Annotated in this window: 19 protein-coding genes; 12 read left to right on the forward strand and 7 right to left on the reverse strand. The window is 64.1% G+C overall.

The genetic code is table 11. The annotated features are described in order from the left end of the window. The first annotated feature begins 30 nt into the window (after positions 1 to 30). A complete protein-coding gene (locus BraRD5C2_RS07520; RefSeq protein WP_223967638.1) occupies positions 31 to 801 on the forward strand; it encodes a gamma-glutamyl-gamma-aminobutyrate hydrolase family protein in 771 nt (256 codons plus the stop codon). A gap of 62 nt (positions 802 to 863) precedes the next feature. Here BraRD5C2_RS07520 and BraRD5C2_RS07525 read toward each other — a convergent pair whose 3' ends face one another. Next, the gene (locus BraRD5C2_RS07525; RefSeq protein ID WP_223967639.1) at positions 864 to 3,158 is read right to left on the reverse strand and encodes an NF038122 family metalloprotease; all 2,295 of its coding nucleotides are present in this window, start codon (positions 3,156 to 3,158) and stop codon (positions 864 to 866) included. 348 nt (positions 3,159 to 3,506) lie between these two features. Here BraRD5C2_RS07525 and BraRD5C2_RS07530 point away from each other — a divergent pair, with 348 nt between their 5' ends. The 4 genes from BraRD5C2_RS07530 to BraRD5C2_RS07545 all read left to right on the forward strand — a co-directional run bounded on the left by BraRD5C2_RS07530 (position 3,507) and on the right by BraRD5C2_RS07545 (position 9,103). Beyond that, positions 3,507 to 5,780: a hybrid sensor histidine kinase/response regulator gene (locus BraRD5C2_RS07530; RefSeq protein ID WP_223967640.1), complete on the forward strand. Its 2,274-nt coding sequence runs from the start codon at positions 3,507 to 3,509 to the stop codon at positions 5,778 to 5,780. 152 nt (positions 5,781 to 5,932) lie between these two features. Next, complete coding sequence (locus BraRD5C2_RS07535) at positions 5,933 to 6,991, forward strand: dipeptidase (RefSeq protein ID WP_223967641.1); 1,059 nt, start codon at positions 5,933 to 5,935, stop codon at positions 6,989 to 6,991. A gap of 90 nt (positions 6,992 to 7,081) precedes the next feature. Next, the gene (locus BraRD5C2_RS07540; RefSeq protein ID WP_223967642.1) at positions 7,082 to 8,149 is read left to right on the forward strand and encodes an ABC transporter substrate-binding protein; all 1,068 of its coding nucleotides are present in this window, start codon (positions 7,082 to 7,084) and stop codon (positions 8,147 to 8,149) included. Between the two features lie 57 nt (positions 8,150 to 8,206). Next, entirely contained in the window at positions 8,207 to 9,103 is an 897-nt protein-coding gene (locus BraRD5C2_RS07545; protein ID WP_223967643.1) for a haloalkane dehalogenase, read from the forward strand. Between the two features lie 65 nt (positions 9,104 to 9,168). On the opposite strand, the gene BraRD5C2_RS07550 is transcribed toward BraRD5C2_RS07545, so the two are convergent. After that, complete coding sequence (locus tag BraRD5C2_RS07550; protein ID WP_223967644.1) at positions 9,169 to 10,146, reverse strand: GlxA family transcriptional regulator; 978 nt, start codon at positions 10,144 to 10,146, stop codon at positions 9,169 to 9,171. A gap of 152 nt (positions 10,147 to 10,298) precedes the next feature. Here BraRD5C2_RS07550 and BraRD5C2_RS07555 point away from each other — a divergent pair, with 152 nt between their 5' ends. Continuing rightward, a complete protein-coding gene (locus tag BraRD5C2_RS07555) occupies positions 10,299 to 10,562 on the forward strand; it encodes a tautomerase family protein (RefSeq protein ID WP_223967645.1) in 264 nt (87 codons plus the stop codon). A gap of 192 nt (positions 10,563 to 10,754) precedes the next feature. On the opposite strand, the gene BraRD5C2_RS07560 is transcribed toward BraRD5C2_RS07555, so the two are convergent. From BraRD5C2_RS07560 to BraRD5C2_RS07570, 3 genes are all read right to left on the reverse strand, one after another. After that, positions 10,755 to 11,204, reverse strand: coding sequence for a GNAT family N-acetyltransferase (locus BraRD5C2_RS07560; protein WP_223967646.1), 450 nt, complete (start codon positions 11,202 to 11,204; stop codon positions 10,755 to 10,757). 152 nt (positions 11,205 to 11,356) lie between these two features. Further along, positions 11,357 to 12,766: a type I glutamate--ammonia ligase gene (gene glnA, locus BraRD5C2_RS07565; protein ID WP_223967647.1), complete on the reverse strand. Its 1,410-nt coding sequence runs from the start codon at positions 12,764 to 12,766 to the stop codon at positions 11,357 to 11,359. A gap of 150 nt (positions 12,767 to 12,916) precedes the next feature. Then, positions 12,917 to 13,255, reverse strand: coding sequence for a P-II family nitrogen regulator (locus tag BraRD5C2_RS07570; RefSeq protein WP_011441447.1), 339 nt, complete (start codon positions 13,253 to 13,255; stop codon positions 12,917 to 12,919). A gap of 354 nt (positions 13,256 to 13,609) precedes the next feature. Between BraRD5C2_RS07570 and BraRD5C2_RS07575 the strand changes: the two genes are divergently transcribed. The 4 genes from BraRD5C2_RS07575 to BraRD5C2_RS07590 all read left to right on the forward strand — a co-directional run bounded on the left by BraRD5C2_RS07575 (position 13,610) and on the right by BraRD5C2_RS07590 (position 17,820). Next, entirely contained in the window at positions 13,610 to 15,109 is a 1,500-nt protein-coding gene (locus tag BraRD5C2_RS07575; protein WP_223967648.1) for an NAD(P)H-hydrate dehydratase, read from the forward strand. A 19-nt stretch (positions 15,110 to 15,128) separates the two neighbouring features. Then, a complete protein-coding gene (locus BraRD5C2_RS07580; protein WP_374707968.1) occupies positions 15,129 to 15,548 on the forward strand; it encodes a GNAT family N-acetyltransferase in 420 nt (139 codons plus the stop codon). A gap of 167 nt (positions 15,549 to 15,715) precedes the next feature. Beyond that, positions 15,716 to 17,332 carry a B12-binding domain-containing radical SAM protein gene (locus tag BraRD5C2_RS07585; RefSeq protein ID WP_223967650.1) on the forward strand — a complete coding sequence of 539 codons (1,617 nt, stop codon included), beginning with the start codon at positions 15,716 to 15,718 and terminating at the stop codon, positions 17,330 to 17,332. A 197-nt stretch (positions 17,333 to 17,529) separates the two neighbouring features. After that, positions 17,530 to 17,820, forward strand: a complete 291-nt coding sequence (locus BraRD5C2_RS07590) for a DUF1330 domain-containing protein (RefSeq protein ID WP_223967651.1) — start codon at positions 17,530 to 17,532, stop codon at positions 17,818 to 17,820. Positions 17,821 to 17,875: 55 nt separating this feature from the next. Here BraRD5C2_RS07590 and BraRD5C2_RS07595 read toward each other — a convergent pair whose 3' ends face one another. Continuing rightward, a complete protein-coding gene (locus tag BraRD5C2_RS07595) occupies positions 17,876 to 18,703 on the reverse strand; it encodes an oxidoreductase (RefSeq protein ID WP_223967652.1) in 828 nt (275 codons plus the stop codon). Positions 18,704 to 18,803: 100 nt separating this feature from the next. Between BraRD5C2_RS07595 and BraRD5C2_RS07600 the strand changes: the two genes are divergently transcribed. Continuing rightward, entirely contained in the window at positions 18,804 to 19,769 is a 966-nt protein-coding gene (locus tag BraRD5C2_RS07600; RefSeq protein WP_223967653.1) for a LysR family transcriptional regulator, read from the forward strand. Positions 19,770 to 19,806: 37 nt separating this feature from the next. On the opposite strand, the gene BraRD5C2_RS07605 is transcribed toward BraRD5C2_RS07600, so the two are convergent. Continuing rightward, a complete protein-coding gene (locus BraRD5C2_RS07605) occupies positions 19,807 to 20,208 on the reverse strand; it encodes a hypothetical protein (protein ID WP_223967654.1) in 402 nt (133 codons plus the stop codon). A 281-nt stretch (positions 20,209 to 20,489) separates the two neighbouring features. On the opposite strand from BraRD5C2_RS07605, the gene BraRD5C2_RS07610 reads away from it, so the two are divergent. Next, positions 20,490 to 20,989 (forward strand): tetratricopeptide repeat protein (locus tag BraRD5C2_RS07610; protein ID WP_223967655.1); only part of this gene is annotated, 500 nt, incomplete at its 3' end.

Here is a 20,989-nt window from a genome sequence, read left to right on the forward strand (position 1 = left end):
TTAGAAGAATCATTGCGCGAGACTTCAATAATGAGACGGCCCGTGGTCGGCGTGATCGGAAACGCCCATCGCATCGAAAATCGTTTCACAGTCCAGATGGTCGGAGAGCGCAACCTTCGCGCGGTTGCCGAGGTGTCGGGCGCCGTGCCCTTGATGTTCGCTGGCAGCCCCGAAATCACCGAGGTCGCCGCCTTGCTCGACGTGGTCGACGGCGTGGTGCTGACGGGGGCCCGCGCCAACGTTCATCCGACCCGCTTCAACACCGAACCCTGCGCTGCTCACGAGCCCTACGATATCCACCGCGACGACGTCGCGCTGGCGCTGTCGGAGGCCTGCGTCGCGCGCGGCGTGCCGATCTTCGGCATCTGCCGCGGCCTGCAGGAGATGAACGTCGCCTTCGGCGGCTCGCTGCATCCGGAGATCCGCGAGATCCCGGGCCGCATGAACCACCGGATGCCTCGGCTGGAGAACGGCGAGATTCATCCCGATCCCACCGTGGTGTTCGCCGACCGTCACGACGTCGCGCTGACGCCGGGTGGCGCCTTTGCAAGGATCCTCGGCTGCGAGACCATTCGGGTCAATTCGCTGCACGGCCAGGGCATCCTCCAGCCCGGCAAGCGCGTCGTGATCGAGGGCATCGCCGAGGACGGCACCATCGAGGCGATCCGCATCGCCGATGCGCCCGGCTTTGCGCTCGGCGTGCAATGGCACGCCGAATACGATCCGCAGCGCAACCCGATCAACCGCGCGCTGTTCGAGGCCTTCGGCGACGCCCTGCGCGAGCGGCGGCGGGCGGCGTAGCTGGCCCGCTCACCGCACAGCTTGGGTAGCGGTATCGTCAGCCGCAAACGTTTCAAGCGAGCCTAGACCAGATGAAACCCGCTGCTTGTGTCGGGCACCGGCGGGTAGGGCGTGCCGGCGGGCAGGCCGAGATAGAGATATTCGAGGCCGTAGGTCGCCGCGAAGCTGGACGCATCGGCGTCGAGGACGATGCTGCCTGCGGTGCCGAAATGCAGCTCGGGACGGCTCAAGCCGTCGGCCGAGAAGGCCGGCGCGTCGTTGACGGAAAGGCCGTTGAAGCTCGCATTCAGATGTGAGAGGTCCGCGGCGTTGCCGGCGAGATCGGAGATCGCAGCGCCGTTCGCGTTAAGGCGCGTCACCCCAAGCGTCGCGGTGGGATCGTCGGTCCCCGAGACGAGATAGTCGAAGGCGAGCTTGGTTGGATCGTGCAGCGCGGCGGTCGCTGCCGCATCAAAGATCGCGTTCGCGCCGTTGTTGAGCGCGAGCGTCGGCGTGCCGCCGGACACCGTGACGGCTTCGTTGAAAGCCAGCGTCAAGGTGACGGACGCGCCGGCGGTCTCGATGCCGGTCGTCGGCGCCGCGCGGAACCCGGAGGACGCCGGCGCGGTGGTGTCGATCTGCAGGATGCCGCCGGGATTGGTCACCGCACCGACGAGGCTCGCATGATGGCCGTAGCCGTCCGTCAGCGACGCGCCATGCAGCAGGAAAGCTGATACCGCGAGGTCGGCTGTGTTGTCGCCGTCAGCGACCGTGAAGCTGAAGGTCAGGGCATCGCTGCCGCTGCCGCCCGTAAACGTCGCGACACCACCGTCGTTGAGCAGCAAGGTCGGCGCGCCGTGGGTGGTGTCCACGGTGACGGCGTCGCTCATGTTGAGCGTGAAGGTGACGGCGTGGCCGACGTTGAGGTCGCCATTGCCATTCGAGATGCCGGCACTGCTGGTCGCAACCGACAGCACCGACGGCAGCAGGAAGAGCGCGGTGCCGCCAAAGCCGTCGCCGCCGACACCAAAGGTCTGGCCGGCGAAATTGTCGTTCGGATCGAGCTGGAAGTCGAAGGTCTTGTTGTGCTCGGTGAGCTCGAGCAAATTGCCGGGCAGCAGCGTGACCGTGGCATTGCTTCCGATGCTGACGCCATAGAAATCGATGGTGTCGCCGATTGCAAAGCCGCTGATGATGTTGGCCGGCGGCGTGTGTCCGTCGATCTCGAGTGTGCCGCCGGTGCCCTGGAACACGATCGGCGTGCCGCCGGTCAAGGCGGCGCTCGCGACATCGACCAGCCCGCCTGCGATGGTTATGCCGTCGGCGGTGCCTCCGGAATCGACGGTGAGCGTGCTGCCGGCATCGACGATGATGCCGTGGATCGCACCGCTGCTGTCAATCTCGGTAGTGCCGCCATCAAGCGCAACGGCGGTTGCGGTACCCGCGACGTCGAGCGTGCCGCTGGCCTGCACGACGAGGTTGCTGGCGGTATGGCTCGCCGCGACGAAGTAGATCTCGCCGTTGAATACGAAATTGTCCGGCACCGACGGATTCCACCCGAGCGTCTGCATCTGGATGAAATCGGTCTGGGTAAAGCCGTTGATGACGCTGGAATTGCTTTCATTGTTGAAGGCGTCGTCGCCGAACGGGCCCGGACCCCCGCCGGAGCCGAAGCCGGAATCCCAGTCGCCGAGATCGCCCTTGGCGACATGGTTGTTCCAGCTTGCGAGGCTGGTCGCGCCATTGTCGATCGAGAAATAGCCGGTGGAGTGGACGGCGCCGGGCGCAAGCTCGCGGACGCCGGGCGCCGAGAAGCGGAACAGGTCGGGGACGCCCCAACCATTGGAATAGTGCTCGCCATTGACGCCGAGCAGCGAGTCGCGGCCCATCACCTCGGTGATCTCGTGCTCGATCGAGCCGACCAGATAGTATTGATTGCTTCCCGGCGTCGCGGTCGGTCCGTACGACCAGTTTGCCGTGGCGTCGAAGCCGACCCAGCCGTCATTGGCCGGATCGTTGGCGCCGATCAGACCGAGCGCCTTGGCTTCCGCGCGCCCGATATCGAACGTTCCACCGCCGGTCGGATCCGATGCGGGCAAGGTCGCGAAGGCCGCGAGTTGGGCGCTGGAGGTGCCGTGCGCGATCAAGGCATCCCTGATCGTGGTGTAGTCATAGGCCGGCGCCTTTGCCTCCTCGCTTTCACCAAGAAAACCGGACGAGATTGCCGAGCCGCCGACCTCGCCCCAGCCGACATGGATGTTGAGGCTGACGTTGTTGGTGAAGGCGGTGTCGAGCAGGTTGACGACATAGGCGATCGCGGTCTTGAAGCCTGACGGCGCGGATGCGACGCTCGGGTCGTAGATGACGTTGATCTGCACCGATGCCTCCCGGGAGACGGCGAGCGACTTTGCGGAGCGCCGGCGGCTCGTGCACGCCTGCGGCCGCGCGAAGATGCCCCGAATCGCAACCGCCGGCTTGGACTCCCCGGCGCTGGAGGTGGTTCAACCGGCATCGGCGGGTGCCGGCGCGGGTCTTCTCCGTACTTATACGGATACGAAAGTGGCGGATTGCAGGGCCGGACTCGGCTAAGCAAGAAGGCGCAAGCCACCCGATATTGCCCCGGCGCCGACGATCCTTTCCGATATTATTTTGCTTTTCCATTTTCCGGTGCAGCTGCTCGCGATGAGTTGGTCGGGATGAATTTGTCGGGCCGACTGGCGGCCGGGATGATGCTTCCCGTCGTCACACTCCTGCTGGCGCTGGGTTTCATCCATGGCATCACCTGGCCGGGCATTCTGCTCGCCGGTGGTGTGGTTTCGGTGGTGTTGATGACGGCTGAGATGATTGCGAGGTCGCAGTCCAGAACGCCCGCCCAGTTGGTGCGGGCGGCGGAGGCGCTGTCGCGCGGCGAGCAGTTCTCGATACGCCCGAGTGGCGACGACGAGGCCGCTCAGCTCGCTGCGACGCTTGCCGAACTGTCCGCGCAATTGGGCAGCCGGCAGCATCTGCTGGAGAAGACCGTCGAGAGCATCCGCGATCCGGTGGTCGTCGCCGACGAGCATGCGATGATCGTGATCGTCAACGCCGCGGCGCGGCGGCTGTACCGTGTCGAACCCGGTTTTGACACCCTGACCGGCGTTCGCACCTTCCAGAACTATTATGCCGATGGCACGACCGTGATGCCGATCGCAGAGACGCCGATGGCGCGTGCGCTGCGCGGCGAGGATATCGACGATTGCGAACTGATCGTCAAACCGCTGCGGCCGGAACCCGCTGTCTGTCTTGTCGCCAACGCCAGGCCGCTGCGCGACGATGCCGGCAATTTGCGCGGCGCGGTCATCGTGCTGCGCGATGTCACCGCAGAGCGTCAGGCGCATCGGGCGCTGGTGGAGAGCGAGCAGATGGCGCAGGCCATCGTCAGGACCGCGCTCGACGCCTTCGTCCAGACCGACCAGGACGGCATCGTGCTCGACTGGAGCCCGCAGTCCGAGGCGCTGACCGGCTGGACGCGCTCCGAGGCGGTCGGCCGGCGCGTGGTCGAACTGGTGTTTCCGGAAGAGCTGCGGGTTGCACACCGGCAGCGCATCACCCGCTTCCTGCAGGAGACCGCGACCGGCGGCATGGGCATGCGCTATGAAACCGCATCCGTGCACCGCGACGGCCACCGGTTCTATGTCGAGGTGTCGCTCAATGCGCTGCGCCGTGGCGATGGCTGGATCATCAATTCCTTTGTCAGGGACGTCACCCAGCGGCGGCGCGCCGAAGAGCAGTTGATCCAGGCGCAGAAGACGGAATCGCTCGGGCGGTTGACCGGCGGCATTGCGCACGACTTCAACAACATGCTGACCGTGATCACCGGCACGATCGAGATCCTCGCCGACGGCGTCAGGGATAACCCGCAGCTCGCCGCGATCGCCAAGCTGATCAGCGACGCCGCCGATCGCGGCGCGCAACTCACCTCGAGCCTGCTGGCATTCGCGCGCAAGCAGCCGTTGCAGCCCGCCGAGACCAATGTCAACGACCTGATCGGCGAAGTGGTCCGGCTGCTATCGCAGACGCTGGGCTCGCAGACCGAGATCAGGACAGAGCTCGGCCGCGACGCCTGGTTCGCCTTCGTCGACCGCAGCCAGCTCGGCGCGGCGCTGGTCAATCTCGCCATCAATGCGCGCGATGCGATGCCTGAGGGCGGTACGCTGACCTTTGCGACCCGCAACATGCAGCTCGGGATTCCCGATGCCGTGGCGCACGGCGTCGAGCGCGCCGGCGATCATCTGGTGATCGAGGTGAGCGATACCGGTACCGGAATTTCGCCGTCGCATCTGGAGAAGATCTTCGATCCGTTCTTCTCCACCAAGGAGGTCGGGCAGGGCACCGGGCTCGGGCTCAGCATGGTGTTCGGTTTCGTCAAGCAGAGCGGCGGCGGGATCGAGGTCAAGAGCGAGCAGGGGCGCGGCACCATCTTCAGGATCTATCTGCCCAAGGCGGACGGCACCGCGCAGCGCGCGGTCGAGGAGGAAGAGCTGCCGGTCAGGGGCGGCAACGAGACCATTCTGTGCGTCGAGGACGACCCCACGATCCGTGACTACGTCACGGGCCAGCTCGAAAGCCTCGGCTACAGCGTGCTGGTTGCGGCTAACGCAGATGCCGCGCTCGAGATCGTCAGCCGCGGCACCGCGTTCGATCTTTTGTTCACCGACATCGTGATGCCCGGCAGCATGAACGGCCGGCAATTGGCGGAGACGCTGATGGCCGGGCGACCGGCGCTGCGGGTGCTGTTCACCTCGGGCTACAGCGACGGCGCGCTGCCGGCGCAACAGGGCCGCGGCGGCCACGGCATTCCGCTGCTGACCAAGCCCTACCGGCGCAGCGAGCTGGCGCGGATGCTGCGGCGTTGCCTCGATCTTCAGGTCGATTTTCAGGGCGATCCGGTTCCGCAGCCTTACTCCGTGCAGCCCGATCTCGAACGCTTCCTGCGCGAGAACCCGCCCGAGAAGAATTAGTCCGCAGCGCGGACTGATCACTTGCACAAGCCCCGATACGCGATGGATATCGCGGAGTTGATCATCGGGCCGCTCGTTGGGCGGACCCGTTGGCTCAAGCCATCCTGCGCGCTACGCTGCTCGACGCAGGCTAGGCGCAGGAGAACAGTGCGGTGCAGGATCACAGCAAGATCGCGATCTTCGACGGCCACAATGACGCGGCTCAGCACCTGGCTGAATACCGGGAAGGCGGGCGAGATTTTCTCGTGCGCTCCGAGGATGGTCATCTCGATCTGCCGCGTGCCCGGGAAGGCGGCATGGTCGGTGGCCTGTTTGCGATGTACGCCAGGGCAGAACATCCGCGCCAAGGCGATTTCACCCGAACCGCCGACGGGTACGAGGTGCGCCTCGCGGAGCCGCTCGATGCTGCCTATGCGCGCCGTACCATCGATGCCCAGCTGAGAGCACTCGAGGCCATGGTTGCCCGCGCCGGCGGAAAAATCCGCTGCGCGACGACCGTGGATGAAATCGAGGCGGCACGCAGGGACGCAGCGTTTTCAATCGTGCTGCACCTCGAGGGCGCCGAAGCGATCGACGCCGATCTGGACGGGCTGGCCCAGCTTTATTCCCGTGGCCTGCGTTCGCTCGGCCTGGTCTGGAGCCGGCCCAACATCTTCGGCCATGGCGTGCCGTTCGCCTATCCGCGCTCCCCGGATACCGGCCCCGGTCTGACTGACGCGGGGAAGGCGCTGGTGAAGGCCTGCAACGAGCTGGGCATCATGCTGGACGCGGCTCACCTCAACGAGCGCGGCTTCTGGGATCTGGTGGCGATCAGCACCGCTCCCATCGTGGCGACCCACGCCTGTGCGCATGCGGTCTGCCCCGCGACCCGCAACCTGACCGACCGGCAGTTCGACGCGGTCAGAGCAACGGGCGGCGTCGTCGGCTTCAATTTCAGTGTGTCCGAGGTCCGCCCGGACGGGCACCGCGATCCGGACATCCCGATCGAGACCGTCGCCGACCACCTCAGCTACCTGATCGAACGGATGGGTGACGACCACGTTGCGCTGGGGTCCGATTTCGACGGCGCGCTGATGCCCGCTCCGTTGAAGGACGCAAGCCACCTCCCGAACCTGATCCAGGGCCTGCGCGCGCACGGCTTCGATGAGGCCACGTTGCGCAAGATCGCATTCGACAATTGGATGCGGGTGTTCCGTCAAAGCTGGCGGTGAAAACAGCTGCACGCTTTCGATCGATCGTGATCTATTGTAGCTGCACAACAACGGCGCGGCCGGTCAACGGCCCGATTCAGGGAGCGCGAAATGCAGGACCGCAAATGGTCGAGACGCGACTGGCTCAAGGTGACGGCGGCGACGGCTGCGGGCATGGTGTTCGCCGAACCGTTGCGGGCGGCGGCGCCGCCGGCTGAGGCCGTGACGCCGGAACTGATCGCAGCCGCCAAGAAGGAAGGCAAGATCTCGTTCTACAGTGCGCTCGAATTGAACACGGCGGAGCGTCTCGCGCGCGACTTCGAGCAGAAATATCCCGGCATCAGCGTCCGCGTCGAGCGCTCCGGCGCCGAGCGCATCTTCCAGCGCATCGCCCAGGAGCAGGGTAGCGGCATCCACGCCGTCGACGTCGCCAACTCGACCGATCCCGCGCATTACCTCGATTGGAAGAAGAACGACTGGCTCGCGGCCTATCTGCCGGAAGACGTCGCCAGGCATTTTCCGGCCGATCAGATCGATCCCGACGGCACGTCGGCGACATCCTGCGCCTGGTTCGAGGTGATCGGCTACAACACCGAGCAGGTGAAGCGCGAGGAGGCGCCGAAGAGCTACGCCGATCTGCTCGACCCGAAATGGCGCGGCAAGATCGTCAAGGGGCACCCGGGCTACTCCGGCGCGATCATGACCGCGACCTTCGTGCTGGCGCGCGATCTCGGCTGGCCGTATCTGGAGAAGCTTTCGCAGCAACGGGTGATGCAGGTGCAGTCGGCGGCCGATCCGCCGAAGAAGATCCTGCTCGGCGAGCGCGCGGTCATGGCCGACGGCAACGACTACAACCTCGTGCTGGCCAAGGATCAGGGCAAGCCGGTCGAGGTGGTCTACCCGACTGAGGGCGCGCCGCTGATCATCGTGCCCAGCGGCATCTTCAAGAGCGCGCCGAACCCGAACGCGGCACGGCTGTTCCAAAGCTATTTCTTCAGTGCCGAAACCCAGCAGATGCTGGCCGACGAATTTGCGCACCGCTCCTTTCACGCCAAGGTGAAGGAAAAGGCCGGCCACGTGCCGCTCGACAAGCTGAAGATGCTCAAGGCCGATCCGGCCCAGGTGCAGGCGCAGAGCGAGGAGATCAAGGCGCGCTACGCGAAGCTGTTTCGGGTGTGACAGCCGGTCCTCGCCTCCCATCCTGCGAGCGAGGTCAACGACGAGGAGCATTGGACAATGGCGATCGGAGCTTTGCGGACCGCGGATGTATGCTTTGATGGCCTGCCCGGCTATGCGTTCGCGCCCAACTATCGTGACGATCTTCCCGGCTATGCCGGTTTGCGCATGCACTATCTCGACGAGGGACGGGGCAATGCCCGTGTTGCGCTGTGCCTTCATGGCCAGCCGACCTGGAGCTACCTTTACCGCAAGATGATTCCGGGCCTCGTCGCCTCCGGCTATCGGGTGATCGCGCCCGATATGTTCGGGTTCGGTCGCTCCGACAAGCCTGTCGAGGAGGCCGTCTACACCTTCGACTTCCATCGCGAGAGCCTGATCGCCTTGATCCGTGCGCTCGATCTCGGTCGCATGACGCTGGTTTGCCAGGACTGGGGCGGTTTGCTTGGCCTTACCATCCCGATGGACATGGCCGATCGCTTCGAAGCGCTGCTGGTCATGAACACCATGCTCGCGACCGGGGACCGCCCGCTGACGAAGGGCTTCATGGATTGGCGCGCGTGGAGCAACGCAAATCCCGACATGGCCGTCGGCAAGCTGATGGCGCGCGCCTGCCCGCAGCTCTCATCGGCGGAGGCTGCGGCCTATGACGCGCCTTTCCCTGATGCCAGCTACAAATCCGGTGTGCGCCGCTTCCCGAATCTCGTGCCGGACCAGCCCGATGCCGGCGGCGCGGCCATCTCGCGCAAGGCGCGCGAATGGTGGCGAAGCGAATACGGCGGCAAGACCGCGATGGTGATCGGCATGACCGACCCGGTGCTCGGGCCGGCCGTGATGGCGGAGATGCGGCAAACCGTCCGCAATTGCCCCGAGCCGGTCACGCTCACCGCAGCCGGACACTTCGTGCAGGAATGGGGTGAGGATGTCCTGAAGGGCGCGCTGCCGCTGCTGTCCTGACCACGGAGAATGGGCAGAGACGGGCAACCGCAGCCGCGCTGCAAAGCTTGAACTGAACAGTAATCTCAGGCCGCACGCATCGTCCGCTGTGCGCGATAAGCCTGCGGCGACAGCAGCGTCAGCTTGCGGAAGGCCTTGCGAAAGCTCCTCTCGTCCTCGTAGCCGGTGGCGCGGGCGATGGCCTTGATCGGTTGCGCCGTCGTCTCCAGCAGCGTGCGCGCGTGCTCGACGCGGCGGCGCATGATGAAGGCCTGCGGCGGCTCGTGGGTCAGTTCGCGGAAGCGGCGGTTCAGCGTCCGCTCGCTCAGGCCCAGCGCCTGCGCAAGGCTGCGCACCGTGATCGGCGCCTTGCCGGTGCGGCGCACCAGCATGTCCGCCTTCATCAGCAGCGGGTCCTGGGCGAGCATGTAGCCGAGCGGCATGAAGATCGCTTGCGTGCGCTGCGCGGTGTCGATCACCGCATAGTCGGCGCAGACCTTTGCGACCTCCGTGCCCTCGACGAGCTCGATCAGCCGCAGCAACAGATCGACCCACGACATCGGCCCGGCGGCACAGACCAGGCGATCAGCCTGGGTGAGCACGGCATCGCTCGCAAGATCGATCTTGGGATGGCGACGGCGGAGTTCACTTTGCAGCCACCAGGTGATGGTGGCGCGGCGGCCGTCGAGCAGGCCGGCATTGGCAAGCAGCAGCACGCCGCTGCAGAAGGCGCCGATCAGGCGACCGCTTGCATGTTGCTGGCGCAGCCAGGCGCCGGCGCGGTCATATTGCGGTTGCAGGCGCTCGGCAGTGAGATGGTCCACGAGGCTGCCCGGCACGATGATCGCGTCGAATGCCGTCCGCTTGCTGACGGCGCCGTCGACGGCAAGCAACTTGCCGCCGCCGGCGCGCACTGCCTTGCCGTCGAGCGAGAGCGTCTGCCACGTGAAGCGCGCCTTGCCGCCGCGCAACTGCATCACGTGATTGCCGAGCGTGAGGATGTCGGCGATGCCGGCGACTGCCGATTGCATGCAGCCTTCCAGCGCGAGGATTGCAAGCTTCATGGGACCTCCGGAATTTGCCGTCATCCTACCCGATTGGCGCAGCCAGGCCGTGGCAGATATTGCCCGATCTCTGTCCGATCGGCCACTGCCTGATCGCGGTGTGCCGGTCCATCTTCGTTGCGTTGTCACAACCTCAGCAATGGAGAGAGACCATGCCTTACGTCACCATTTCCACCGTCCGCGGCATCTTCGATGTCGCGCAGAAGCAGGCGCTGCTGCAGCGCGTCACCGATCTCATGGTCGAGGTCGAGGGGCAGGGTAACCCCGATTTCCGCCGCAACGTCTGGGTCAAGATCGAGGAGGGCGAGCCCGCGAGTTGGTCGCTCGGCGGCATGATCCCGACGCCCGACATGATCGCGGGCAATTTCGGGGCGCTTGACGCCGGCGGACGGCGGGTCGCGAAGGCGAAAGCTTAAGCGAAGAAAAGGCGTCTTCGCCACATCGTCATTGCGAGCGAAGCGAAGCAATCCATCTCTCCGTGTGCGCGGATGTGTGGATTGCTTCGTCGCTTCGCTCCTCGCAATGACGGAGAGATACGGTACCAAAAGCAAAAGGCGCTTCCGGTGGAGGCGCCTTTTGCACGCGGCACGATCTGTTCGAGACGGTAGCTACGGCCGGCGCACCTCGAAGTAGGTCTTGCCGCCACGCTCAAATCCCGCTTCCTCATAGAAGCGGAGGGTGGTCTCCCGCTTCGAACCCGTCGCCAATGAGACCTTGTAGCAGTCGGCCTGCCAGGCAACATCGAGCGCGTGCGCAAGAACCCGTCGGCCAAGCCCCAGCCGACGGTAGTCGGCGTGAGTGACCACATTCTCGATCACGCCATACGATCTGCCGCCTCGCGACAGGTTGGGCACGATCGCGAGCGTGCACGAGGAGACAAGCAGCCCTGCTGCTTGCGCCACGATCACGGTCATGAAGCTGGATGCAAGCAATGTCGACCAGACACGTTCGGCAGCGGCTGTCTCCAGCTCGGGATCGTGCGGGTGAAGGTGTCGGTAAAGCTTCAACAGCTCGGGCAGTTCATGTTCTGCCGCAGATCGGACGATGGCTTCGGTCATGGACTGATACCGTGGATCATGACTCTGTAGGAATACTATCAGAATCCATCGAAATTTCTTTCGGCGGTAGGATCGCGCGCAATGGTTACAGCGCCAAAACAAAAGGCGCTTCCGGTGGAAGCGCCTTTCGCATTCGTGAGGTGCCGTAAAGCTTACAGCGAGTAGTACATCTCGAACTCGACCGGATGCGGGGTCATTTCGAAACGGGCGACCTCGGTCATCTTCAGCTCGATATAGGCGTCGATGAAGTCGTCGTCGAACACGCTGCCGTTCTTGAGGAACGCGCGATCCTTGTCGAGGCTCTCGAGCGCCTCGCGCAGCGAGCCGCACACGGTCGGGATCTGCTTCAGCTCTTCCTTCGGCAGATCGTAAAGGTCCTTGTCCATCGCCGGACCCGGATCGATCTTGTTCTTGATGCCGTCGAGGCCGGCCATCAGCATTGCGGCGAAGCCGAGATAGGGATTGGCCATCGGATCGGGGAAACGCACCTCGACGCGCTTGGCCTTCGGGTTCGCCGTATAGGGGATGCGGCAGGACGCCGAACGGTTGCGCGCGGAGTAGGCGAGCAGCACCGGCGCCTCATAGCCCGGGACCAGACGCTTGTAGGAGTTGGTCGACGGGTTGGTGAAGGCGTTGATCGCCTTGGCGTGCTTGATGATGCCGCCGATGTAGTGCAGGCAGGTCTCCGACAGATCGGCATACTTGTTGCCGGCGAAGGTCGGCTTGCCGTCCTTCCAGATCGACTGATGGACGTGCATGCCCGAGCCGTTGTCGCCATAGACCGGCTTCGGCATGAAGGTGGCGGTCTTGCCGTAGATGTGCGCGACCTGGTGGATGCAGTACTTGTAGATCTGCATATGGTCGGCCATCAGCGTCAGCGTGTCGAACTTCATGCCGAGCTCGTGCTGGGCCGACGCCACCTCGTGGTGGTGCTTCTCGACCTTGACGCCCATCTTGGCCATCGCGCCGAGCATCTCGGAGCGCATGTCCTGCACCGAGTCCTGCGGCGGGACGGGGAAGTAGCCGGCCTTGGTGCGGATGCGGTGGCCGAGGTTGCCGCCTTCATACTCGGTCGCCGAGTTGATCGGCAGCTCGGAGGAATCGAGGCGGAAGCCGGTGTTGTAGGGGTCGGCCGAATAGCGCACGTCGTCGAACACGAAGAACTCGGCCTCGGGACCGACGAACACGGTGTCGCCCACGCCCATCGATTTCACCATGGCCTCGGCCTTCTTGGCGATGCCGCGGGGGTCGCGGTTGTAGGGCTCGCCGGTGGTCGGCTCGAGCACGTCGCAGGTGATGACCATGGTGGTCTCGGCGAAGAACGGGTCGATCGTCGCGGTGACCGGGTCGGGCATCAGGCACATGTCGGATTCGTTGATCGCCTTCCAGCCGGCGATCGACGATCCGTCGAACATCGTTCCCTCGGCGAAGATGTCATCGTCGATCATGCTGACGTCGAAGGTGACGTGCTGCCACTTGCCGCGCGGATCGGTGAAGCGCAGGTCGACGTATTTGACGTCGTTGTCCTTGATCGATTTCAGGACGTCTTTGGCGGTCTTCATGAATACCCCTTATGGATGTGCGGGTGGTTTCCAGCGGAGAGCGACGTTATTCCCGCTTTTGGCGAGTTCGTGTGACTGCTGAAACGAAATGAGGCTGCCGAAGCAGCCTTTTTTCTCTTTTGCCGTCAGAAAATCCGGATAGCACCGCCCTTAAATAGCGTCCAGCCCGGATTCGCCGGTCCGGATGCGGATGGCTTCCTCGATGTTGGAGACGAAGATCTTGCCGTCGCCGATCCGCCCGGTCTGGGCTGCGCGGCGGATCGCGTCGATCGCCTTCTCGACCAGGTCGTCACCGATCACGATCTCGATCTTCACCTTGGGCAGGAAGTCGACGATGTATTCCGCACCGCGATAGAGCTCGGCATGGCCCTTCTGGCGGCCAAATCCCTTGGCCTCGGTCACGGTGATGCCTTGCAGTCCGACTTCCTGGAGCGCTTCCTTCACCTCGTCGAGCTTGAAGGGCTTGATGATGGCTTCAATCTTCTTCACTGAGCGCCTCCCGGGCATTGCAGATTGCAGGGTCGATTTCGATGCGCGTGGGGCGCAGTCTGGTTGGTCTTAAGCCTTCCGGCGGGTGGCCGGAAACACGCGCAATGGTCGCATCGGGCGGCATTGTGCGCGGCTTCCTCAAAAGCAGGGTCTATGCCAAGTTGTTAACGCCCCCGATTTCGGAATGTTATCAGCCTTTTAACAGGCAGTCGGCTGATATCGAACCACATGGGCTATGATATCCAAGCCTAACAAATAGGCAAATAGATCAATCCGTATGCAGTCGGCCAGTAGAAACCCCGCGAACGTCACAGGAATTGCCTCTCGAAAAGGCGAAGCGATTGAGGATTCGGCATGGACGTTCTGACCACCACCGAGATGGAGCGCGCCGATCGGCTGACCATCGCAGCCGGCACGCCGGGCTTTGCGCTGATGATGAGCGCCGGCCAGGCCGTCGCCGAAGCCGCGATGGACCTGGTCGAGGAGGGGCCGATCGTCGTGGTCGCCGGCCGCGGCAACAATGGCGGCGACGGCTTTGTCGCCGCCGCCGAGCTCGCCGCGCGCGGTCGCGAGGTGTCGGTGATCCTGCTTTGCGAGCGCGACAGCCTGCAGGGCGACGCGGCGCTGGCAGCGAAGGGCTGGAAATATCCCGTGCTGCCGTTCAACCCGCAGGCGATCGGCAAGCCGGCGCTGATCATCGACGCGCTGTTCGGCGCTGGGCTCAATCGCCCGGTCAAGGGCGACCCGCTGGAGATGATCGCGGCCATCAACGCCAACGGTACGCAGGTGCTGGCGGTCGACCTGCCGAGCGGTATCAACGGCACATCGGGCGCTGTCATGGGCGCGGCCGTGCAGGCGACCGAGACCGTCACCTTCTTCCGCAAGAAGCCGGCGCATCTGTTGCTGCCGGGCCGGATGTATTGCGGCCGGGTGCGCGTCGCCGACATCGGCATCGATCCGCAGGTGCTCAACGAGATCAAGCCGCTGACCGCGGAGAACGTGCCGCAGGCCTGGCGCTGGTCGTTTCCGGTGCCCCGGATCGATGGCCACAAATACGCAAGGGGCCACGCCGTCGTGGTCTCCGGCGACATCGCTTCGACCGGAGCGGCGCGGCTCGCCGCGCGCGCGGCGCTGCGCGCCGGCGCCGGCCTCGTGACGCTGGCCTCGCCGCGCGATGCTCTTGCCGTCAACGCTGCGGCGCTGACCGCGGTGATGGTGCGCGCGGTCGATAACCCGATCCAGTTCGCCGAACTGCTCGATGACAAGCGCCTCAATGCCTGCGTGATCGGGCCCGGTGCCGGGGTCAGCTCGCGCACCCGCGACTTCGTTCACACCGCGCTGTCGGCGCGGCGGCACCTGGTGCTCGACGCTGACGCGCTAACCAGTTTTGCCGGTTCGCCGGACCGGCTGTTCGAGGCGATCAAGTCCTTCGATGGACAGCAGGTGGTGCTCACTCCGCATGAGGGCGAGTTCCCGCGCCTGTTCAGCGATATCTCCAACAAGCATCCCGGCCGCTCCAAGCTCGAACGCGTCCGCGCGGCGGCCGAGCGCTCCGGCGCCGTGGTGCTGCTGAAGGGCGCAGATACGGTGATCGCATCTCCGGACGGCCGCGCCACCATCGCCGGCAACGCGCCGCCCTGGCTTGCCACCGCCGGCGCCGGCGACGTGCTGGCAGGCATCATCGCGGGCTTCCTGGCGCAGGGCGTCGCGGCATTCGAGGCCGCCAGCATCGGCGTGTGGTTGCACGGCGAGAGCGCCAGCGAGGCGGGGCCCGGCCTGATCGCCGAGGATCTGACCGAGGTGCTGCCGGCCGTGTTCCGCCGCCTCTATGACGAGTTCGGGATTGAGTATTAAGCGGCTCACGCTTGCCGACATGGACGCCGCCGCGCGTGTGCACCGCGCGGCGTTCGACAATGCGCTGCCCTGGCTCGCGGGCCTGCATACGCCCGACGAAGACCGCTGGTTCTATCGCGAGCGGATGTTTGCCACCTGCACGGTGTGGGGCGCATTCGACGGCGGGGCGATGAGCGGCGTGATCGCGTTCCACGACGACTGGATCGAGCAGCTCTACGTGTTGCCGGCCGCGCAGGGCCGCGGCATCGGCGGCACGCTGCTCGAGATCGCAGAGCAGGGTGCGGACCGGCTGCAACTCTGGACCTTCCAGCGCAACGCGCGGGCGCGCCGCTTCTACGAGGCGCGCGGCTTTGCCGCGGTCGAGGAAACCGACGGCAGCCGCAACGAGGAGAGGGAGCCGGACGTGCGCTATCTCTGGGCGGGCAGGGCCGGCGGATGACATATTGATCGGATTGACTGACCCCAACCGGACCCGGGGAACAGGACGGGGCTCACGGCGGGGCGAAAGATCATCTGGCAATCGGCCACCATTTGAGCACTTAATGCCTGTATCGACGAGCGAATGTACCCTTAGCCTCGAAGCTGCGTGGTACGGACCGGAGCAACATGACGAGTCCCTGCCGCGTTCTAATGATCTATCCGAAGTTCGTTCCAGACTCGTTCTGGAATTATACGGAAGCTTGCGAACTCGTCGGCGCGAAGTATCCGGCGGCGCCACTCGGACTGATCACCGTCGCCGCCATGCTGCCGAAGCATTGGGAGGTTCGGCTCGTCAACCGTAACACCGAGCCTTCGACCGAAGCGGACCTTGACTGGGCCGATCTCGTCATGATCGGCGGTATGCTCAACCAGCAGCCTGATTTTCTCCACCTGATCGATCTCGCCCACCGGCACGGCAAGCCGGTATGTGTCGGTGGGCCTGACGTCTCCTCCAGCCCGCACCTTTACGCGGATGCGGACTTCCAGGTGATCGGCGAGGCCGAGCACATCATCGAGGAATTCATCGCCGCCTGGGAACGCGGTGAGCGCAAGGGCGTGTTCACCGCCGAGAAATTCAAGATCGACGTCACGCTAAGCCCGATGCCCCGCTACGATCTGATCAAGTTCGATCATTATCTCTTTATTGGCGTGCAATATTCGCGTGGCTGCCCGTTCACCTGCGAGTTCTGCGATATTATCGAGCTGTACGGGCGCGTGCCGCGCACCAAGACCCCTGATCAGATTCTCGCTGAGCTGCAAGCGCTCTACGATCATGGTTATCGTGGGCATGTCGATTTCGTCGACGACAATTTCATCGGCAACAAGAAAAACCTCCGCATCTTACTGCCGCGGCTCAAAGCCTGGCTGGAAGAGAGAGACTATCCGTTCGAGTTCTCGACCGAAGCCTCGATCAATATCGCTGATGACAGCGAGCTGTTGCAGGCAATGAAGGACGCGAACTTCTTTGGAATTTTCGTCGGCATCGAGAGCCCGGATCCGGAGACCCTCGTGCAGATGAAGAAAAAGCAGAACACCAGGCGCAACATCGCCGAGAGCGTTCACAAGATTTACGACTATGGCATGTTCGTCACCGCGGGTTTCATCGTCGGGTTCGATACCGAGAAGGTCTCGATGGCGCAGGCGATGATCGACTTCATCGAGGAGGCGAGCATTCCAGTCTGCATGGTTGGACTGCTCTATGCGCTGCCTGGCACACAGCTGACGCGGCGGCTGGCCCAGGAAGGCCGCCTGCACGAAGGCCATGATCTCATGAAGGTCGAACAGGCGGGCGACCAATGCACGCTCGGCTGCAATTTCGAAACCAAGCGTCCGCTTCGTGACATCCTTGTGGACTACAAGTCTGTGCTCGGGCACGTGTTCAGCCCGGCGGCATATGCGGGGCGGCTGTCGCGGCTTTCCGTCATGCTCGACCGGTCCGATCGGCGCCGTGATCTGCCCGATGGCGACGTGCGCACGAAACTTGGCGGCATCGAGGGCGTACACAGGATCATGCGGACCCTGCCGGAGGTTCGCGAGCCGTTCTGGAAGACCTTCGTCGAGGTCGCCAAGTCCAACCCAGGCGCACTGCGCTACATTGTGATGCTGATGGCGCTGTACCTGCACTTCGGGCCGTTCTCGAAGCACGTGATCGGTGAGATTGACCGCCGGATTGCCGAACTGGATGCCAAGCCTCCGGTAAGGGTCGCGGAGCTTGTGCCGCGAGCTCAGCTGGACGCCGTTTGATGGACTGCAAAGTTCGCTGGCGGGGCCGCGGGATCTGCATGCGCCAGCCCGCGAGCTGTCGCTGATCTCCAAGCCGCGCAGCAGGATCACGATCGAGCAGCCCGTGCGTCTGGCCGATTTCATCGCATCAGCGCGCCGCCGCCTTCCGGACGGTATCGACTGCGCCAAGCCACGCCATTTCAAGCTGAGGACCGCGAATGACCGTCTATGTGATCGCACTGGTGAAGTTCACGCAGGAGGAATACTACCGCCGCTATCAGTCCCGTTTTGCCGACGTCTTCAAGGCCTTCAACGGCCGCTTGCTGGCGGCCGATGAGAGGCCGAAGGTTCTCGACGGCAAGTGGACCCGCGACAAGGTCGTGATCATGGAATTTCCCGATGAGGCGGAGGCGACCCGCTTTCTCGGCTCGCCGGCCTATCAGGAAATATCCAGGGATCGCATCGCCGGCGCGACCGTGCTGTCACTGCTGGTGAAGGGGCTGCCGTAGCCGCTTTGAGCAGCACGCGTGGCCGCACCGGTACCGCTGGCGGTACCGACGAGACTCAGGCAACGTCGGTGGAAAGCGAAACGCTCTTCCATGCATCGAATTCGGCCTGCAGCAGTTTCATTTTGTCCTCGACCAGCCGCACGGCGTCGCTGCCGAGCAGCAGATGCGCCGGCGGATCGGCCGACAGTGCGAGTTTCAACATCGCCTGCGCGGCCTTTTGGGGATCGCCGACCTGCCAGCCGCTCAGTTCCATGCGGCGTTTGCGGATCGGGTCGATGACGGCGTCATAGTCTGCGATCGACCTTTCGGCTCGTACCATCGATCGTCCGGCCCAGTCGGTGCGAAAGCCGCCCGGCTCGACGGCGGTGACCTTGATGCCGAGGTCCTTGACTTCCTTGCCGAGGGTTTCCGATATCCCCTCCAGCGCGAACTTGCTGCCATGGTAGTAGCTGAGGCCGGGCATCGTGATGATCCCGCCCATCGACGTGATGTTGAGGATGTGCCCGGCGCGCCGCTTGCGCATGAAGGGTAGCACCGCCTGGATCATCGCGACCGCGCCGAAGACGTTGACCTCGAACTGGCGTCGTAGATCGTCGATCGATGATTCCTCCAAGATGCCCTCGTGGCCATAGCCGGCATTGTTCACGAGAACGTCGATCGCGCCGATCCTGCGCTCGACATCGGCGACCGCGGGCGCGATGGCCTCGGTGTTGGTGACGTCAAGAACCACTGGGCGCGCACCTGCGCCGAGCGCTTCGAATTTCCGCTTGTCGTTCTCGTTGCGCACGGTGCCGGCGACGGTATGGCCGTCGGCCAATGCTGCCTCGGCCAACGCGCGGCCGAAGCCGGACGAAACACCCGTGATGAGGAAAGTCTTTGCCATGGAGATGTCCTTCAGATCGAGATTGCAGGCTCGATATAGGCGACTTGATTAGTGCAATAATCAGCATAGAGTGGCATGACCTGATGCAGATAATCGAACAATGCAGCACGCTGGCCTTTTCGAGCTGAACGCCGTCGTCGCGATTTCAACGCATCGCAGCTTTCGCGCGGCCGCGACTGAACTCGGCATTTCGCCCTCGGCGTTGAGCCATGCGATCGCCGCCCTGGAAAAGCGGCTTGGTGTGCGCCTCATCAACCGGACGACGCGCAGCGTCGCGCTGTCGGAAGCCGGAGAGCGCTTCCTCGCCAGGGTCAGCCCCGCGTTGCGCGAGATTGCCGGCGCGATGGAGGATGTGAACGAGTTTCGCGACACGCCCGCGGGAACACTGCGCATCAATCTGAAGGAGCGCGCCGCGCACCAGATCCTCCGTCCGGTCGTTGCAAAGTTTCTACGGCGCTATCCCGACATGAACGTTGAACTGACCTTGGAGGGACGTCCCATAGATATTGTCGCGGAAGGTTTCGATGCCGGCATCCGGTTGGCCGAAGCCGTGCCGCAGGACATGGTCGCGATCCCCTGCGGCCCGGACACGCGCTTCATCGTCGTTGGCGCGCCGGATTATTTCGCCCGCGCTTCCGTGCCGCGGTCTCCGCTTGATCTGCTCGCCCATGAATGCATTCGCAGGCGAATGCCGAGCGGCAAGCTCTATCACTGGGAGTTCGAAAAGCGCGGCGGCGAGCAGATGGTGGTGGATGTTCGGGGCAGGCTGACCCTCGACAGTGACAGCCTGATGGTCGAAGCCGCACTCGACGGCCTGGGACTGGCGTTCGTCAGCGATTTTTGGGTGACCGGGCATCTCGCCGCCGGCACCCTGCGAGCCGTGCTCGACGACTGGACGCCGCCCTTTCCCGGCTTGCGCCTCTACTATCCGAGACACCGGCACATGACGGCGGGGCTTCGTGCTTTCGTCGACATGATACGGGAAGAGACGAAGTCGGCCGCCAGGGGTGGGGTGGTCCGTTCACCTCCGGCCAAGCGATCGGGCGATCATCGCAGGCGGGCTTGAGTCGTCGAACTCGGAGATCGGGCCAACATGAGGCCATCTACAGATGTGGCACCACTTCGACGTTCGCCTTCAGGAGTGCTGAAGCCGGTGTGCCGTTCATCAGCTCGTAGGAAAATCGCGTCTCAAAATAGTCGCCGCCGAGAAAGCCCTTGTTCGGGCTGTAGGCGGTGCTGGTCTCATTGTCGGCCCAATATTTTCCGCGCTTGGGGCTGACGAGAATCTTCTGCGGGCGCATCGGCCCCATCGAACCATAGTTGATCCGGCAAACGTGATCTTGCAGCACGATAATTTTGACGGCGACGGTACAGTCCGGGCAGAGGCTGATCCTTGGGACGCGGCAATTCGCGTTGAAGCCTCCTCTCGCGTTGGCCATGCCGGTCGCCGACACCGACAGGATGAGCAACGCAACGTAGGAAATGACGATCGAGGTTCGAGACATCAGAAGGTTCTTGCCTGCAAGGGCTATTCGGTGCCCGCATCGGGCTCGGCCATACTGGAACACTTCCCGGCGAACGGCACGTTACGTTTTATTGCCCAAGATTGTTGTCAGAGACGAATCGGAAATGCCGCGTCTCTCGCATGAGAAGAGCCGGCATTGATCGGCTGGAAACAAAATGAAACGCGCCGTGTTTTTCACGAGACTGTTGATGGACGCGCGGAGAGGCGCGGGCTAAGGCCCAACGACATTCTCTCTCGTATCATCCGGAAACTGTCCCGTGAGTGGCAGGCAAAACGATTTCCTCGCTCAGGCGCTGCAACAGGGCGCAATGGCGCTCCGAACGCAGCAGTTTCGCTCAGGCGGAGCAGATTGCGGCCAACATCCTGAAATCCAACCGCACGGACAGGAACGCAGCGCTTCTGCTCGCACATGCGTTGAGGGGGCAGAACCGCGGAGACGAGGCGATCGCATCGCTCGAAAGGATTGCACGCCGCGGCGAGGACGGAGAGGTCGAGACCTTGCTCGGCGCATTGCTGTGCGGCGCAGGGCGCGGCACGGACGGGATCGCACAGCTTCGGCGCACGGTTGCACGCCGCCCGCCATATCTCCCTTCATTTCAGGAACTCGCCGGGCAGCTTGCCAAGGCCGGTCAATACGACGAGGCGATCAGCACGGTCGAGGCCGGCCTGGCGCTGGCCCCCGACAGCGTCGATCTGAAGCTTGATCTCGGGCGGCTGCTGCATGATACCGATGACTTCGCGCGGGCTGCGCATGTCCTGAC

The organism is Bradyrhizobium sp. RD5-C2 (assembly GCF_019972155.1).
In the GTDB taxonomy this organism is placed as follows: domain Bacteria; phylum Pseudomonadota; class Alphaproteobacteria; order Rhizobiales; family Xanthobacteraceae; genus Bradyrhizobium.